General features: G+C 36.5%; 15 protein-coding genes. 14 read left to right on the forward strand and 1 reads right to left on the reverse strand.

The annotated features are described in order from the left end of the window. Positions 1-201 precede the first annotated feature (201 nt). Complete coding sequence (locus ACFQZ1_RS14225; RefSeq protein ID WP_377882838.1) at positions 202-2,160, forward strand: electron transport protein; 1,959 nt, start codon at positions 202-204, stop codon at positions 2,158-2,160. Positions 2,161-2,386: 226 nt separating this feature from the next. On the opposite strand, the gene ACFQZ1_RS14230 is transcribed toward ACFQZ1_RS14225, so the two are convergent. After that, complete coding sequence (locus tag ACFQZ1_RS14230) at positions 2,387-3,280, reverse strand: SDR family oxidoreductase (RefSeq protein WP_377882839.1); 894 nt, start codon at positions 3,278-3,280, stop codon at positions 2,387-2,389. A gap of 292 nt (positions 3,281-3,572) precedes the next feature. On the opposite strand from ACFQZ1_RS14230, the gene ACFQZ1_RS14235 reads away from it, so the two are divergent. The 13 genes from ACFQZ1_RS14235 (at position 3,573) to ACFQZ1_RS14295 (ending at position 16,011) form a co-directional block, all read left to right on the forward strand. After that, on the forward strand, positions 3,573-4,211 hold the full coding sequence (locus ACFQZ1_RS14235) for an NAD(P)H-binding protein (protein WP_377882840.1): 639 nt from the start codon (positions 3,573-3,575) through the stop codon (positions 4,209-4,211). Between the two features lie 239 nt (positions 4,212-4,450). Beyond that, positions 4,451-4,654, forward strand: a complete 204-nt coding sequence (locus ACFQZ1_RS14240; protein WP_336483994.1) for a hypothetical protein — start codon at positions 4,451-4,453, stop codon at positions 4,652-4,654. A 193-nt stretch (positions 4,655-4,847) separates the two neighbouring features. Further along, a complete protein-coding gene (locus tag ACFQZ1_RS14245) occupies positions 4,848-5,822 on the forward strand; it encodes a phosphotransferase enzyme family protein (RefSeq protein WP_377882841.1) in 975 nt (324 codons plus the stop codon). Positions 5,823-6,111: 289 nt separating this feature from the next. Next, positions 6,112-7,572, forward strand: a complete 1,461-nt coding sequence (locus tag ACFQZ1_RS14250; RefSeq protein WP_377882842.1) for an alanine/glycine:cation symporter family protein — start codon at positions 6,112-6,114, stop codon at positions 7,570-7,572. Between the two features lie 134 nt (positions 7,573-7,706). After that, positions 7,707-8,435 carry an amino acid ABC transporter ATP-binding protein gene (locus tag ACFQZ1_RS14255; protein WP_377882843.1) on the forward strand — a complete coding sequence of 243 codons (729 nt, stop codon included), beginning with the start codon at positions 7,707-7,709 and terminating at the stop codon, positions 8,433-8,435. A 12-nt stretch (positions 8,436-8,447) separates the two neighbouring features. Beyond that, complete coding sequence (locus tag ACFQZ1_RS14260; RefSeq protein ID WP_377882844.1) at positions 8,448-9,278, forward strand: glutamate ABC transporter substrate-binding protein; 831 nt, start codon at positions 8,448-8,450, stop codon at positions 9,276-9,278. 74 nt (positions 9,279-9,352) lie between these two features. Continuing rightward, positions 9,353-10,009, forward strand: coding sequence for an amino acid ABC transporter permease (locus ACFQZ1_RS14265; RefSeq protein WP_377882845.1), 657 nt, complete (start codon positions 9,353-9,355; stop codon positions 10,007-10,009). After that, on the forward strand, positions 10,010-10,654 hold the full coding sequence (locus ACFQZ1_RS14270; protein ID WP_377882846.1) for an amino acid ABC transporter permease: 645 nt from the start codon (positions 10,010-10,012) through the stop codon (positions 10,652-10,654). It abuts the gene before it with no gap. A 135-nt stretch (positions 10,655-10,789) separates the two neighbouring features. Beyond that, positions 10,790-12,217, forward strand: a complete 1,428-nt coding sequence (locus ACFQZ1_RS14275) for an amino acid permease (RefSeq protein WP_377882847.1) — start codon at positions 10,790-10,792, stop codon at positions 12,215-12,217. Continuing rightward, on the forward strand, positions 12,192-12,569 hold the full coding sequence (locus ACFQZ1_RS14280) for an OsmC family protein (protein WP_377882848.1): 378 nt from the start codon (positions 12,192-12,194) through the stop codon (positions 12,567-12,569). The genes ACFQZ1_RS14275 and ACFQZ1_RS14280 overlap by 26 nt, the downstream gene beginning before the upstream one ends. A 218-nt stretch (positions 12,570-12,787) precedes the next feature. Next, positions 12,788-13,252, forward strand: a complete 465-nt coding sequence (locus ACFQZ1_RS14285; RefSeq protein WP_377882849.1) for a MarR family winged helix-turn-helix transcriptional regulator — start codon at positions 12,788-12,790, stop codon at positions 13,250-13,252. 19 nt (positions 13,253-13,271) lie between these two features. Beyond that, the gene (locus ACFQZ1_RS14290; RefSeq protein ID WP_377882850.1) at positions 13,272-14,891 is read left to right on the forward strand and encodes an MDR family MFS transporter; all 1,620 of its coding nucleotides are present in this window, start codon (positions 13,272-13,274) and stop codon (positions 14,889-14,891) included. Between the two features lie 148 nt (positions 14,892-15,039). Further along, positions 15,040-16,011: a LacI family DNA-binding transcriptional regulator gene (locus ACFQZ1_RS14295; RefSeq protein ID WP_377882851.1), complete on the forward strand. Its 972-nt coding sequence runs from the start codon at positions 15,040-15,042 to the stop codon at positions 16,009-16,011. Positions 16,012-16,020 lie beyond the last annotated feature (9 nt).

A 16,020-nucleotide genomic window follows, 5' to 3' on the forward strand; every position in this document is an offset into this window, starting at 1 on the left:
TCTTTCAATATTTTACAGACCTTATTTGAAGGAACTTTTGAAAATACGCTAAGATAGCACAAAATGGTATGCGCTAAGTGTTCATGAAATGTAAACAGAAAAAGGAAAGCATGTTTTTACATTTATTTCTCTTTTTACAGGGAATATTAAAGCTGTTGCTGAGCATCTTTAATATTTTTTGAGCAAAACGGAGGAAAGTAAATGAAAAATAGGAAGTGGACTATCCCTTTTATTGTAAATATAGTGCTCGTGTACGTTGTCCTTTTTAACTTTTCAAAACCAATTTATGCTTATATTCCTTCTGAAGAGCAAATTGTAAAAAGCAAACCAAATCATTATGGAACTGAGGAAAATCAACCAGCATACGATATTTGGGGACAAACGATTTCGCAAAAAAAGGCGAATGAGTTGTTGAAAACGAAAGAAGGCAAAATGTTATTATCACCACAAAACGGAGCAGTGAAAATTGACAAGAATTTATTAAAATTGGGGAGAGAGTCTTTTTATGAAGAAACATTTGGAAATGAAGTGTTTCTTACAGACATAATGGGTATTTTAAATGGTGCGTTAACTTTAGAAAATATTAAAAAAGCAATTTACGACTTACATGGAAAAGGGACAACAAATTTACGTGTTGAACTGGCGAAAACTGTGAAAATAGGCGATAAAACGTTTGGAAAAGGAACAAAGGTTGATACTGGTTTAGATGTTGCAAGAGGTTCTAATGAAGTATTAGGGATGCCTATTATGAAGTCTGAAGGAAGAGAGAAAATAGGAGTAAGCTGTGCCGCATGCCATGCAACGGTAACTAGAGATACAAAACATGTCATTGAAGGTGCTGCAAATAATGATTTTAATGGAGGTCTCATTTTAGCACTAGGAACGAATTCGACAGCTTATTTTTCTCGTGCAGAAATTAAGTCATTACAAGACTATATAAAAGATTTAGGACGAACAGTAGTAACTTCTGATGGTAAAAAAGCCCCGCTTCCTGATCCGGAAATGATAGAGGAAACGGTAGATCGTACTTTGTTAAAATGGCCGGGAGGAAATTTCGATGCAAGTAGTGATTTAGTGAATAATCCAACACAAATTCCAGATTCTTTTACATTTGGAGATCATCCTTATGGGTGGAATGGGTTTGCACAAGCAGGCTCGTTTAGAGGATTAAGTGTAATTAATAGTGCTGTAAATATTCAAGGTTCAGATTTAACGACATTAGCGCATGCTAGTCCGTTCCTTTTCAAAATTGACAAGGAAGTTTATTTAGGAACAATGTTACAAAATGCAGCGAATCCAAAATATCGATATGATCCTAAAAGTGGAAAGAAGCCATCTGATTTTTTTGCTTCAGTTGATCCGACTCCAGGCGTTCCAGGGGTAAATGAGTTAATTACGCTTCCGACGTTTCCAAGGCCGTCTTTAATTTCTCCCAATGGTTTATTATCAAGTTCTCCTGGTTATCGGGTAATGGAACAAAACAACGGAATGTCGGCATTACAAAATACATTTGTTTCTCCTAAGCCCCCATTATCTGTTGATGAAAAGACGATAAAACAAGGGAAGAGTGTGTTTGTACGTGCAGGTTGTATTACTTGTCATGCTGGACAAACCTACACAAATAATCGAATTATCCCAGTTAATGAAATTAAGACCGAGCCATCAAGAGCGAAATCATTTGAAGCAATAGGTAAAAGTTTAGCAGATCCTATCATATATTCACCAGATACACCAGTACCTGTACCGAAATGGGCGAAACAGTTAAAAGTTCCGGCTTATTCGTTAGATAAAGAGAAAATCGATTTAGCATATATGTTAAATGGTTCACCAGGCGGTTACAAAGTTCCGGGTTTGTTAGGGCTTTATTGGGGAGCGCCATATTTACATGATGGAGGCGTTGCGGTTGGCCAAAACGTGGAGAGTGAACTAGGTATGACAGGAACGGTATTAAAAGGAATTGAGCCTAATCCGTTTAACAGCTTACGAGCATTAATTGACCAAAACTTGAGAAGAAAAGTAATCGAAGCAAACAAAAGCTCAAAGGATTTACAAGATGCACATATTACGGGAGAAGGACACGAATATTGGATAGATTCTTCTACAGGTTTTTCAAAACAAGAGCAGGAAGCTTTAATCAACTATTTACTCACATTAGAATGAAAACTTCTGCCACTTATCCCTTTCGGATCTTGAAGTGGGGGTTTCTCCGTGTATCACCTTCAAGAGATGCTTAACACGACAGCTGCCTGATGGTACAACCCCTCTATTCCATATGTAACAGGAAATAAAAAAACGTCATTTTGAAAAAAGATTGTTCAAAACGGCGTCTTTCTTTTCACTAAAATACAATTTTTTATAATAAAGTTTGAATCGAAGGGATTCACTCCTATCCATTTATAATCACTCCACCGTTTACATGAAGAATTTGTCCTGTCACATATGAGGAGTCGTCCGACGCCAAATATACATAGGAAGGTGCCAGTTCAAAAGGTTGTGCAGTACGTTTCATTGGCGTAGTACTTCCAAGTGTTGCATAAAGTTCCGGCGGAGAGCTTGAAGGGATAAGAGGGGTCCATACAGGGCCTGGAGCAACGCCATTGACACGGATTCCTTGATTAATGACTGATAATGCTAACGAGCGGGTAAATGCAACGACAGCTCCCTTGGAAGCGGCATAATCAATCGCGGGATCAAGTCCGTTGTATGCGGCGAGTGAAGCCGTATTGATAATAGAGCTTCCATTTTTTAAACAGGGCATGGCCGCTTGTGTTAAATAAAAATATGAAAAAATATTTGTTTTAAAAGTACGTTCGAGCTGCTCTGCTGAAATGTTGCTGATACTTGCTTGTGTATGTGCTTCTCCCGCATTATTGACCAGGATTTCAAGATGACCAAATGCTTCCATTGTCTTTTTAACGACATAATGACAAAACCCGGCATTCCCAATATCACCTGCGATTGTCAGGCATTGTCTGCCAAATTGATTCACTCTGTCTTTTGTTTCGGATGCATCCCCATGCTCATTTAAATAAACAATTACAATATCCGCCCCTTCTTTTGCGAAAGCAATGGAGACAGCCCGGCCGATCCCGCTGTCTCCCCCAGTAATGATGGCGACTTTGTTCAATAGTTTGTTGCTTCCAGAATAATTAGGATTTTCGGAGATAGGTCTTGGAATCATCAAAGATTCAATACCCGGCTGCTGTGGTTGGTACTGCGGGGGAAATTCGATTGGAACTGTATCGCACTGTTCTACAAATCCAAAATGCTCAAACATCATAAGCCAGCCCCCTTCGGTTATATGTGATTTAGCATATTCTTAAAAAGATTATAGGTGCATGCCCATGCCCTGTGTCTTGGTTTTCAATTTTTTCGACCCATTCCCTGTCTGTGTAAACACGAAGTTGGACATCATTAGGCACTTCCATTTCAGTTGTGATTTAGGGTATTAAATGAAAAATCCAGAAAGATCAGGAAATTTATGTTAAATTATAAAGAGGAATGATAAAATTCTTTACTTGCTTAAGAAAAGAACAGGATTGATTTTTTTATATATTCTTAGGGGTGGAAGTGTGGATAATCCTTATAAAATAGCTGTAATTGGTGGAACCGGTAAGGTAGGACGTTATATAGCTTCAGAAGCGTTAAAAAATGGCTACCAAGTTCGTATGCTTGTTCGAAATCCTAAAAAATTAAAATGTAGCGATGATAAAATTGAAGTTGTAACAGGTGCTGCAGAGAATATTGATACAATAGGACAACTACTCGAAGGGTGTCAAATCGTTATAAATTGCTTTGGTCAACCAATGAGAGATACACCTATGTATAGCAGAGTTACAAGAGATATACTTAAAGTAATGAAGGAAAAGGATATTAAGAGATATATTGGAGTTACAGGAGCTTCTCTCAACATTATAGGAGATGAAAAAAGTCTTTTAAATAAGATTGGAGCAAAAATGTTTGAAATGCTCTTTTCCAAAATGATGAAAGATAAAAAAGAAGAGCTGGATATTCTTTTGAAAAATAAAGAACTTGATTGGACACTAATAAGACTGCCTTTTGTAAAAGAGGGTGTTGAAGTAAGAGTAGTCAAAGAAAGTCTTACCGATATGCCTGGAACAATAATTTCAAACAAAGAAATAGCAAGTTTTATAATTAGTCAGATTGATAACAAAGCGTATATTCATAAAACACCTTTTATTGCGATTTAACATAAAACTATCCTTATGTGACAATAGGGGGCTTTAAGGGTATAACCCCATTATAAAAAAAGAAAGCTCAGAGTATAAAAACTCTGAGCTTTTTGTATGCTATTTACTATGTGAATTAATTTGCGAATTCAACTGTTATTTCTTTTGTTATTTTCATGAGAAATATTATTTAGAAATTACTGTAAATAAAAGGGGGATGTGATAATCTTATAAGGAGTGTTTTGTTAAGGAGTGGGAGCTTGCCGTATGTCGTACATATTTTAAGTATTTTCATGATTTGCATAGGGGGACTTAGTGTATATCGCTCTGTTAAATATAAAGGGTACGGAGCTTATTTTAAAATAAAAAAATTGAAAATTCCGTTATGGATCATTACATTAGGCGTTTCACTATTTGTTATGAGCATGGGTATTTATGCACTAATATTAGAGGGGAAATGGTAAGGAATATAGGAATGGAGTATATCACTATGTAAGTTTAAATCTAAGTGAATTGTAATAAATTTGTTTACTTGTATAGTTATAGTCTTCCATTACTTGGATTGAGAAGGAGTAGAACGTTCTGCTTCTTTTTTTATTTTATAGCAGTGATTCTACGATTTATGGCGAATTACGTAGAGAGGAAAGGAGTGGTCATATGGAATTAGTAGTTGAACGAGTATTTACAAAAGAAATTTTACAAGAAGGGGCAAAACGCTTCGGTGTAACTGTTACGGAAGAACCGCTTGGAGACTTTGAAAATTATATTTTTCGTGCGGAGGGAGAAGGAAGTACATCATATGTGCTTCGTTTGACACATTCATCTCATCGTACATATAAACAAATTGAGGCCGAATTAGAATTCTTGGCATACCTTGGGGCAAACGGTGCAAAAGTGGCGGCGCCACATCGCTCACAGAACAATATATTTGTAGAAAGTTTACAAGCGACAGATGGAACATTTTTTTATGCTTCTCTTTTTGATTATGCAAAAGGAGAAAGGGCGAAAGATAATGATCCCGACATTTGGAATGATAAGCTCTTTTATGCTTGGGGGAAAGCAATTGGTCAGTTACATCGCCTTACAATGCATTATCCGAAAACAGAGAATCGTGTTACATGGATGGATGATGAGATTACGATTATTGATATGTTAAAAGAAGATAATGAACTGCAGCAAATCGCCTATGAAATTGTAGCAGAAATTAAGAATTTACCTTCTACAAGTCGTACATTCGGACTCATTCATGGAGATATACATCACGGGAATTTTCACTATGAAAATGGAGAGCTAACAATCTTTGATTTTGATGATGCAACGTATAATTATTTTGTCCATGACCTTGCAATGGTTTTATATTATTCAGTTTTACGAAAAGATTGGTCAGAGGAAGAAAAGGCGGCTTTTACACGTCACCAGTTGCAAGTATTACGAGAAGGATATGAGACAGAGCATCAGCTTGACGATTCCTCATATGATGCTTTGCCGCTTTTCATGCGCCTTCGAGATGTTGCTTTATATGGAACAATCATGAAAAAGTTTAACGGTAAGGAAATGCCAGAGCATTTTCAAACATTAACAAGAGCTATTCATCAAAGAATTCTTGCAAGAAAATCAATTATTGAATGTTAAGAAAAAAGGCTGACCGAAAACACCCTCTAGTGGAGTTATGGTCAGTTTTTTCTTTTTTAGGCTAGTTTGGGTATATAGATTATATTAGATAATTGCTGTGTTGTTCGTTACTAATAAAGTGAGTCTTCCATCAGTGGGATCTTATTGCTTGAAAGTGTGGGGGAAATATATTTTGTGTTTTTATACGAAAATGTGTTTATTTTTTCGAAATAATATTGAATTGTATAAGGTGTATAATTTATAATTTTTATATATTCTGAAAATTCTAAATTATAAAGGAGGAGGATTCGTGGAAACTTTTGTTAATTGGTTGAATGATATCGTATGGAGCCCTGCACTTGTTTATTTATGTTTAGGAGTAGGTTTATATTTTTCAGTTCGAATGAGATTTCTACAAGTTAGACATGTGGGTGAGATGGTAAGACTTACATTTCAAGGAGAGAAATCAGAAGCGGGTGTTTCCTCGTTTCAGGCGCTAGCACTTTCTTTATCAGGCCGTGTTGGGACAGGGAATATTGCTGGAGTGGCCACAGCGATCGCCTTTGGAGGACCAGGAGCAGTCTTTTGGATGTGGCTCGTAGCCTTTTTGGGAGCTGGCTCTGCTTATGTAGAATCAACACTTGCACAAATTTATAAAACGAAGTACAAAGGGGAATTCCGAGGTGGTCCAGCATATTACATAGAAAAAGGACTAGGGATTAAATGGTATGCGATTGTTTTCGTTGCGGCGACAATTCTTGCAACAGGGATGTTGCTTCCTGGTGTACAAGCGAACAGTATTGCAGTAAGTCTGGAAACAGCGTTTGGTATTAATACATCCGTATCAGGAGCAGTATTAGTTGTTGTACTAGGTCTTATCATTTTTGGTGGGATAAAACGTATTGTTAATGTAGCGCAAGTTGTTGTGCCGTTTATGGCAGTTGGTTATATTCTTGTTGCTTGTTTAATTGTTTTTATGAATATTGATAAGCTGCCAGATGCTTTCATGCTTATTATAAAAAGTGCATTTGCGTTAGAATCTGCATTTGGAGGAATTATCGGTTTAGCGATTTCATGGGGTGTAAAACGAGGCATTTATTCAAATGAGGCTGGACAAGGAACAGGACCGCATGCAGCTGCTGCAGCGGAAGTATCTCATCCGGCAAAACAAGGACTTGTACAAGCATTTTCTGTTTACATTGACACATTATTTGTGTGCTCTGCAACAGCATTCATGATGATTATTACAGGCATGTATAATGTGTTTGATGCAAGTGGGAAAGGGTTTCTTGTTAATAACTTGAACGGTGCGGAACCGGGACCTGGTTATACGCAAGCTGCTGTTGAATCTGTATTCCCTGGTTTTGGAAATGTTTTTGTTGCTATTTCTCTCTTTTTCTTTGCTTTCACAACTATTATGGCATACTACTACATTGCAGAAACGAATATTGCCTATTTAAATCGCGAAAAAGACCGTCCTTGGATGATACTTATATTAAAGTTTATATTCTTAGCAACTGTATTCTATGGCTGTGTGAAAACGGCAGCAACAGCGTGGGCGCTTGGAGATATCGGTGTTGGGATTATGGCCTGGGTAAATATTATTGCGATTCTATTCTTGCAAAAACCAGCGCTTTTAGCATTGAAAGACTATGAGAAGCAGAAGAAGGAAGGGAAAGATCCTGTATTTAATCCTCAGGAACTTGGTATTAAAAATGCTGATTTTTGGGAGCATGAATACGGAAAAAATAAACAAGAAGAAGTTTCATAAAAAGAGTAAAAGAAGCGAAGGGAGTGATCTCTTTGCTTCTTTTTTTGTCTAAAAGATTACTAGTTATTTTTTTTAATGCTTTCGAATATAAAAAACTGTATAGGCTTTTTCGAGTTGTAAAGGAGGGGAGTAGATTGATTGTTTTTCGTGATGTCAACAAATATTACGACAGCTTTCAGGTTTTAAAAGATATTAATTTACAAATTGAAAAAGGGGAAGTTGTCGTGGTCGTTGGTCCATCGGGGTCAGGGAAAAGCACGTTGCTGCGCTGTATGAATCGACTAGAGATGATTACTGATGGTGAATTGTTTGTGAATGGTGTAAACATATATGGTGTAAAGGAAGATATAAATCAATTAAGACGAAGCATCGGCATGGTATTTCAACATTTTTATTTATATCCTCATAAAACGGTGCTTCAAAATATTACACTTGCCCCGATAAAAGTACTCAAAAAGCCGAAAGAAGAAGCAGAAAAAATTGCTATGTTTTATTTAGAAAAAGTAGGGATTACAGATAAAGTAAATGCCTATCCGTACCAACTATCAGGTGGACAGCAACAGCGCGTTGCCATTGCAAGGGGGTTAGCAATGAAGCCGGAGATTATGCTGTTTGATGAACCAACTTCTGCGCTTGATCCTGAAATGATTGGCGAGGTACTCGACGTTATGAAAACATTAGCAAAAGAAGGCATGACGATGGTTGTTGTTACACATGAGATGGGATTTGCCCGTGAGGTGGCTGATCGCATTTTATTTATGGACAAGGGTGAAATTGTGGAAGAAGCAGCACCTGCTGATTTCTTTGAAAATCCAAAGCAAGAACGAGCCCGATTATTTTTAAGTCGTGTGCTTAATCGTTAAGGGAGGAATTTGATGATTAAAATGAAAAAGTGGTTTACGCTTATCGTTTTTGCATGTTTATTTGTACTGATTGTAGCTGGGTGCGGAAATAAGAAAGAAGAAACGAAAGAAGCTGTAAAAAATGAGAAAGAAACTGTTATTGATCAAATTAAGAAACGTGGGAAATTAGTTGTCGGTGTGAAGTATGATACGAATCTATTTGGATTAAAGAACCCGGCAACAGGAAAGGTAGAGGGATTTGATATTGATGTTGCGAAAGCACTTGCGAAGAAAATTCTAGGCGATGAGAATAAATTAGAATTAAAAGAAGTTACTTCTAAAACGCGCATCCCGATGTTGAAAAACGGCGATATTGACGCAATTATTGCGACAATGACAATTACCGAGGAACGCAAAAAAGAAGTTGATTTCTCAGATGTATATTTTAAAGCTGGGCAATCTTTACTTGTAAAAAAGGGAAGTGGAATTAAGGATATAGCTGATGTGAAAAAAGGGGTAAAAGTGTTAGCTGTAAAAGGCTCTACTTCTACTAACAATATTCGTGCCAAAGCACCGGAAGCGACTGTACTTGAATTTGAAAATTATAGCGAAGCATTTACTGCATTGAAGGCAGGACAAGGCGATGTTTTAACTACAGATAATGCCATTTTATATGGTATGGAAAAGCAAGACGCAAACTATGAAGTTGTTGGAAAAAAATTCACGGACGAACCGTATGGCATTGCGGTGAGAAAAGGCGAAACGGAGCTTACGAAAGTAATCAATGAGTTACTAAAAGAGATGAAAGCAAGTGGAGAATACGATAAATTATATGAAAAGTGGATTGGGAAAAAGCCTGAGTAAAACTACAAAATATAGGATAGCAAGAGGATGAGAGATAATCATCCTCTTGTTTTTAAGAAAGAGGGGGAGAGTTTGTGCCCGATTTTTCGATTCTCTCAAATAATCTAGATTTGTATGTAGAGGGATTCAAATATACGTTGCTGTCTAGTCTGATTGCGTTAATTGGTAGTTTTATTCTTGGTATCATAATCGCAGTGATGCGCATTGCGCCAATTCGGATTCTAAATTGGCTTGGTGCAGCATATGTAGAGTTTATTCGGAATATCCCTTTAGTTTTAATTGCATTTGCTTTTTATTTTGCTTTTCCGGTAATTGGCATTACATTAAGTGGCTTTGTTGCTGGTACAACTGCACTTACTATATATACAGCGGCTTTTATTACAGAGGCAATTCGGGCGGGAATTTTATCAGTTCCGAAAGGGCAGATGGAAGCAGCGCGTTCTTCTGGCTTAACGTATGGGCAAGCGATGTATCATATCATTTTGCCGCAAGCGATAAAAATTGTGATTCCGCCGCTAGGCAATCAATTTCTAAATTTAGTGAAAAACTCTTCTATACTAGGTATTATCGCTGGGGCGGATTTAATGTACCAAGGTGATTTAATCTCTACAAGAACATTTGTCACATTTGATGTATATATATTTGTTGGTATGTTTTATTTACTTTTAACTGTTCCGCTTAGCGTGGGTGTTCGATACTTAGAGAAACGCTTGGCGAAGGGAGCTGTGTAAATGGATTTTCGAGGTGCTTATACAGGGGATCATATTATCTTTTTACTAAAAGGATTACTTGTTACGTTAGAAATTGCTCTTATAGCAATCTTTCTTAGTTTTGTAATTGGTAGTGTAATTGGTACGTTACGATATACGAAAATGCCTGTTGTATCAGCAATACTTGCCTGTATTGTTGAAATCATTCGTAATTTACCGTTGTTATTAATTATTTTCTTTACATATTTTGCGCTCCCAGAAGCTGGATTGAAATTAGAGATTACAACAGCGGCCGTTGTGGCTTTGACGATATTTGAAGCAGCGATGATATCAGAAATTATTCGCAGTGGTTTATTATCAATTGAGAAGGGACAAATTGAAGCAGCGCGTGCCTCTGGACTATCGTATGTACAGACGCTTCAGCATATTATTTTACCGCAAGCACTGCGGCGTATGGTGCCGCCGCTAGTCAGTCAATTTATATCCCTTTTAAAAGATACATCGTTGGCGGTCGTAATTTCATTGCCAGAATTAATGCATAATGCTCAAATTATTAATGGTCAAAATGTAAACTATATGATTCCAATGTTTCTTCTCGTTGCATGTATGTATTTCATTGTAAATTATAGCTTGTCGATTTTTTCAAGACGTTTAGAAAGCAGATAACTCTTGCATTTTTTTTATGCAAGAGTTATTTTTTTAGAAAAGTTTTAATTTTATATAGAAATTGTAAACGCTTTATTGTATATTTTATATTATCAGAAATTTTAAAATACAAAGAGCGTTTAGGGGAGGAAGAAGATGAGTCAGACAACGAATGAGCAATTACATCGTACAATGAAAAGTAGACACTTATTTATGATTGCACTCGGAGGAGTAATCGGAACAGGTTTCTTTCTCGGATCAGGATATACAATTCATGAAGCAGGACCAGGGGGAGCAATTCTTTCTTATTTAGTCGGCGGTTTTATTATGTATTTAACGATGCTTTGTCTTGGTGAACTAACAGTTGCAATGCCTGTTTCTGGATCGTTTCAAAAGTACGCGACGAAATTTATCGGACCTGGAACAGGATTTATGATTGGCTGGTTGTATTGGCTTGGCTGGGCTGTAACGGTTGGTTTAGAGTTAACGTCAATTGGTCTAATGATGAAAAGATGGTTTCCGGATGTTAATGTTTGGGTATGGTGCCTTGTGTTCGGTAGTCTTTTATTCATTTCAAATGCAGTATCAGCAAAAAGCTATGCAGAATTAGAGTTTTGGTTTTCAAGTATTAAAGTAGTTACTATTATTGCATTTATACTTCTTGGTGGAAGCGTATTGCTTGGATTTTTACCATACGATGGAAAAGCAGCAGCACCGCTATTTTCTAACTTTGTACAAGATGGCGGATTATTTCCACACGGAATTGGAGCGGTATTATTGACAATGATTACTGTAAACTTCTCTTTCCAAGGAACAGAGTTAATTGGAATTGCAGCAGGTGAAAGTAAGGAACCAGAAAAAACTATTCCACGTGCAATTCGTAATACAGTATGGCGTATTATGTTATTCTTCGTTTTAACAATGACGATTTTAGTAGGACTGATTGATTGGAAAGAAGCAGGAGTTATTGAAAGCCCGTTTGTTGTTGTATTTGATAAAATCGGTATTCCATATGCAGCGGATATTATGAACTTTGTTATTATTACTGCTTTATTATCTGTAGCAAACTCTGGTTTATATGCAGCAACACGTATTTTATGGTCATTAGCAAATGAAGGTATGGCACCAACTTCTTTTAAGAAGATAAATAAAAGAGGTGTTCCTGTTACTGCATTAGTTGTGACAATTGCTGTTGCAGCACTATCATTATTAACAAGTGTATTTGCAGAGAGTACAGTATACATGTATTTACTATCTATTGCAGGTTTATCAGCAGTAGCGAGTTGGATTGTTATCGCATTTTCACAAATTCGATTTAGACAACAACATTTAAAGAATGGTGGTAAGCTGGAAGATTTAAAATATAAGACACCATTATATCCAATTGTTCCAATTGCCGCGCTTATTTTAAATAGCATTGTTGTTATTAGTTTAGCGTTTATCCCAGAACAGCGCATGGCGTTATATTGCGGTATCCCATTTATCATTTTTTGCTACGTGTATTATTATATAAATAAGAAACGAAAGCAAAAGGCGCAAGTAGAGATGGGGAATGCATATGAAACTAACAGTCAAGCGCAATGAAATAACAACTGATCTTCCATATGGTGAATTGCAAATTGGAAAAGAAAATGGGTATACACCATTAGAACTTCTTATTGCTTCGATTGCAGGATGCAGTTCGATTGTGTTTCGAACGATTTTAGAAAAAAAACGTATTACGTATAATGAATTTACAATTGCAACTGAAATTGTAAGAAGTGAAGTTTTGTCAAAACCAGTGGAGAGCGTTCATTTGCACTATAAAATAAAGGCGGAAGGAATCACGCAAGAGCAGTTAGAAAAGGCGTTAGAGCTTGCTGTGAAGAATTGTACGATTGTTCAATCCGTGAAAGATAGTATTCAAGTTACTGAAACAATTGAATTGATTTTATAAAAAAGCAAAGACTACCATTGCTATGTTTTGTATACATAGTAATGGTAGTTTTTTTGTGGAGAAATCATCCTATATTTTAAATTAACATGCTCTTCGCTATTGTTTTCGTCAAAAAATTATAAAAATTTTTAAGAGATAAATTTATTGACATTATTAGTTATGAGGTTTAATATTTAAAAGCGTTAAATATTTTATTGTTTAAATAAGAGGTGGAAAATATGCAAAAGGATATAGCTCATATTGATAAAATTCAAGCTCTTGTATTTTCTATTACAAAGAAAATGCAAACGGAGTTATTAGGGCAATTGCAATCATCTGGACTAACACCACCGCAATTTTATATTTTAAAAATTTTAAGTCATTACGGCACAGCAAGAGCGACAGAATTAGCGAAAATAATGTATGTGAAACCAAGTGCAATTACAGTGATGATCGATCGTTTAATCGATCAAGAATTGGTTTTACGCTATCATGATAAAAATGATCGCCGCGTTGTCGTAATTGAGTTAACGGCGAAGGGGAAAGATGTAGTAGAAGAGGCAATGACTGCTCGGAATCAACATATTGCAAAATACTTTTCACAATTAGAAGTACAAGAGAGAGAAGACTTACTTCGGTTGTTTGAAAAACTAGAAGCAATTATTTGTCAAACATCAGAGGAGAAAGAGAAAGAGAAAAAATAAAGAGAGTCGAGGAGATTATATGGAACAACAAGCAAATCAAAATAGAACATTGCTGTTAATCGGTTTAGTTATCGCAATGTTATTTGCTGCATTAGACGGAACAATCGTCGGTACAGCAATGCCGCGTATTGTCGGTGAACTTGGCGGATTAAGTTTAATGACATGGCTAACAACAGCATATTTGTTAACATCAACAACGGTTGTACCGATTGCTGGTAAATTAGCAGATTTGTTAGGTCGCCGTAATGTATATATGACAGGATTAATCATCTTCATGGTTGGTTCTGCACTTTGTGGTATGGCAAATGGCATGACAGAATTAATTATTTTCCGTGGTATTCAAGGGCTAGGCGGCGGTATTATGATGCCGATGGCTATGATTATCATTGGGGATATGTTTACAGGGAAAGAACGTGCGAAATGGCAAGGGATTTTTGGAGCACTTTATGGTCTTGCTTCTGTCATTGGTCCACAAATTGGTGGTTGGATTGTTGATTCAATGAGCTGGAGATGGGTGTTCTACATTAACTTACCAGTTGGGATTTTAGCGACAATCTTTATTGCAATGGGCTTAAAAGGTAAGAAACAAACTGGTCCAATTCAAATTGACGTCGCGGGTATTTTCACTATGATTCTCGGTGTTGTCAGCTTATTATTAGCATTAACATTTGGCGGAAAAGACTACGCTTGGGGTTCTTGGCAAATCATTGGATTATTTGCGCTTGCAGTTATTGGTCTTGTAAGCTTTGTCATTATTGAAACAAAAGCAAAAGAACCGATTTTACCTGTCCATTTCTTTAAAAATCGTACATTTACACTATTAAATGCAATTGGTTTCTTTATGAGTGTTGGAATGTTTGGAGCAATTACGTTTGTACCATTCTTTATGCAAGGAATTGTCGGTGTAAGTGCTGCTGAATCAGGAACGATTATGACGCCAATGATGATCACGATGATTGTTACAAGTATTATTGGTGGGCAGCTTGTGTTAAAAGTTGGAGTAAAGCCGCAAATTATTACTGGTATGCTGATTATGGCCGGTGGATTCGGACTTTTAACGACAATGGATATGCATACAAGTAAGCTTGTAGCAACATCGTATATGGCTGTTATTGGTTTAGGAATGGGTCTTGTAATGCCAACTTTAACATTAGCGCTACAAGAAAGCTTTCCGAAAAAAGATCTTGGGGTTGTAACTTCATCAAGTCAATTCTTCCGTCAAATCGGCGGTACATTTGGAATTACGATTTTAGGTTCTATTATGAATAACACATCTGGTACAGTATTAACAGAGAAGTTAGTACCTGTACTGAATACATTCCCGCCACAAGCAGGAGAATTGGTGACGAAGTTTAAAGATATGATTCATACAAATCCACAAGGGCTGTACTCAATGCTATTTAGTCCAGAAGCAATGAAGCAAATGCCAGAAGCAATTGCAAACAGCATTGTACCTGTCTTGAAGACATCATTATTAGATTCTCTTCAACATGTATTTATGACTGGATTAGTGTTTATTATAGTCGGTGCTGTATTTACACTTTTCTTGAAGAAAATTAAGCTTTCTGATCGAAAAAAGGGAACAGAAGAACAAAAGAATGAAACAGAAGAGAAAGATGCAAGTGTATCTTATTCATAATAAGGAAGAGCATCGCCTATAATGGCGATGCTTTTTGTATTTTTACATAGATTTAATCACGTCTTTTTACTTATAAATAATTGACGGATTTTACTGAATAAGTTATATTATTTGTGTAAACGGTTACATAGAATAGAGAGGGAAGAGAATGAGTACGATAAAAGACGTCGCCAAACTAGCAGAGGTATCCGTTGCTACTGTTTCTAGAGTATTAAATAAGAATGGCTATGTGCATGAAGATACGCTCAAAAAAGTACAGCGAGCAATTGAGTTATTAGATTATAGGCCAAGTACGGTGGCACGTTCTCTATATAATAAGAGTTCTCGTCTAATCGGGTTAGTTGTCCCAAACATCGTAAATCCATTCTTTCCAGAGGTAGCTCGGGCAGTAGAAGACGTAGCTCATAAACAAGGATATACAGTTGTACTATGTAATTCTGATGAAAGTTTAGAAAAAGAAAAACAATACATTGATGTGCTTATACAAAATAACGTCGATGGCTTTATTGTCGCAACAAGTCCGCAAAATAGTAGTAATTACATGAATTTACAAGTGCCGGTTATAGCAATTGACCGCATGTTTCATGAAAGTATTCCAACGGTATATGCCGATAACTATGCTGGAAGTAAACAAGCGACAGAGCTTTTATTAGCAAAAGGATGTCAAGCGATTGCGCATATGCGTGGACCGCGAAATCTCAGCACTGCAAATGAGCGTTTTCAAGGATTTATCGATGCTGTCACGAAGCAAAATGTTTCTTACATTATTGCAGAAAGTGAATTTCATCCTACGAAAAGTGAATATGTTGCTTCTGAATTGCTTGAGAAGCATCCGTATATTGATGGTATTGTAGCAGGAAATGATTTGATTGCATTAGGTGCAGTAAAAGCTGCATTGCAAAAGGGAATATCTATTCCAGATGAATTACAAATTATCGGATTTGATGGAATTTCTTTAGCTGAAATGATGTATCCAGCTATCACAACCGTTGCACAGCCTATTTATGAGATGGGGAAAATTGCAACGCAGTTATTAATTGAGAAAATAGAAGGGCGTCAATTAAAGGAAGAGCATCATCGTTTAGCAATTACAATTATAGAGCGAAATACAACGAAGTAAGGGGGGGGG

This window comes from Bacillus sp. CGMCC 1.60114, from assembly GCF_042676365.1.
GTDB classification, from domain to species: Bacteria; Bacillota; Bacilli; order Bacillales; family Bacillaceae_G; genus Bacillus_A; species Bacillus_A rhizoplanae_A.

Excerpts from the sequence above, each read along its gene's own strand:
- ACFQZ1_RS14225 (WP_377882838.1), top strand. The coding sequence starts at position 202 with ATGAAAAATAGGAAGTGGACTATCCCTTTTATTGTAAATATAGTGCTC.
- ACFQZ1_RS14230 (WP_377882839.1), bottom strand. The coding sequence starts at position 3,280 with ATGATGTTTGAGCATTTTGGATTTGTAGAACAGTGCGATACAGTTCCA.
- ACFQZ1_RS14245 (WP_377882841.1), top strand. The coding sequence starts at position 4,848 with ATGGAATTAGTAGTTGAACGAGTATTTACAAAAGAAATTTTACAAGAA.
- ACFQZ1_RS14260 (WP_377882844.1), top strand. The coding sequence starts at position 8,448 with ATGATTAAAATGAAAAAGTGGTTTACGCTTATCGTTTTTGCATGTTTA.
- ACFQZ1_RS14270 (WP_377882846.1), top strand. The coding sequence starts at position 10,010 with ATGGATTTTCGAGGTGCTTATACAGGGGATCATATTATCTTTTTACTA.
- ACFQZ1_RS14275 (WP_377882847.1), top strand. The coding sequence starts at position 10,790 with ATGAGTCAGACAACGAATGAGCAATTACATCGTACAATGAAAAGTAGA.
- ACFQZ1_RS14280 (WP_377882848.1), top strand. The coding sequence starts at position 12,192 with ATGAAACTAACAGTCAAGCGCAATGAAATAACAACTGATCTTCCATAT.
- ACFQZ1_RS14285 (WP_377882849.1), top strand. The coding sequence starts at position 12,788 with ATGCAAAAGGATATAGCTCATATTGATAAAATTCAAGCTCTTGTATTT.
- ACFQZ1_RS14290 (WP_377882850.1), top strand. The coding sequence starts at position 13,272 with ATGGAACAACAAGCAAATCAAAATAGAACATTGCTGTTAATCGGTTTA.
- ACFQZ1_RS14295 (WP_377882851.1), top strand. The coding sequence starts at position 15,040 with ATGAGTACGATAAAAGACGTCGCCAAACTAGCAGAGGTATCCGTTGCT.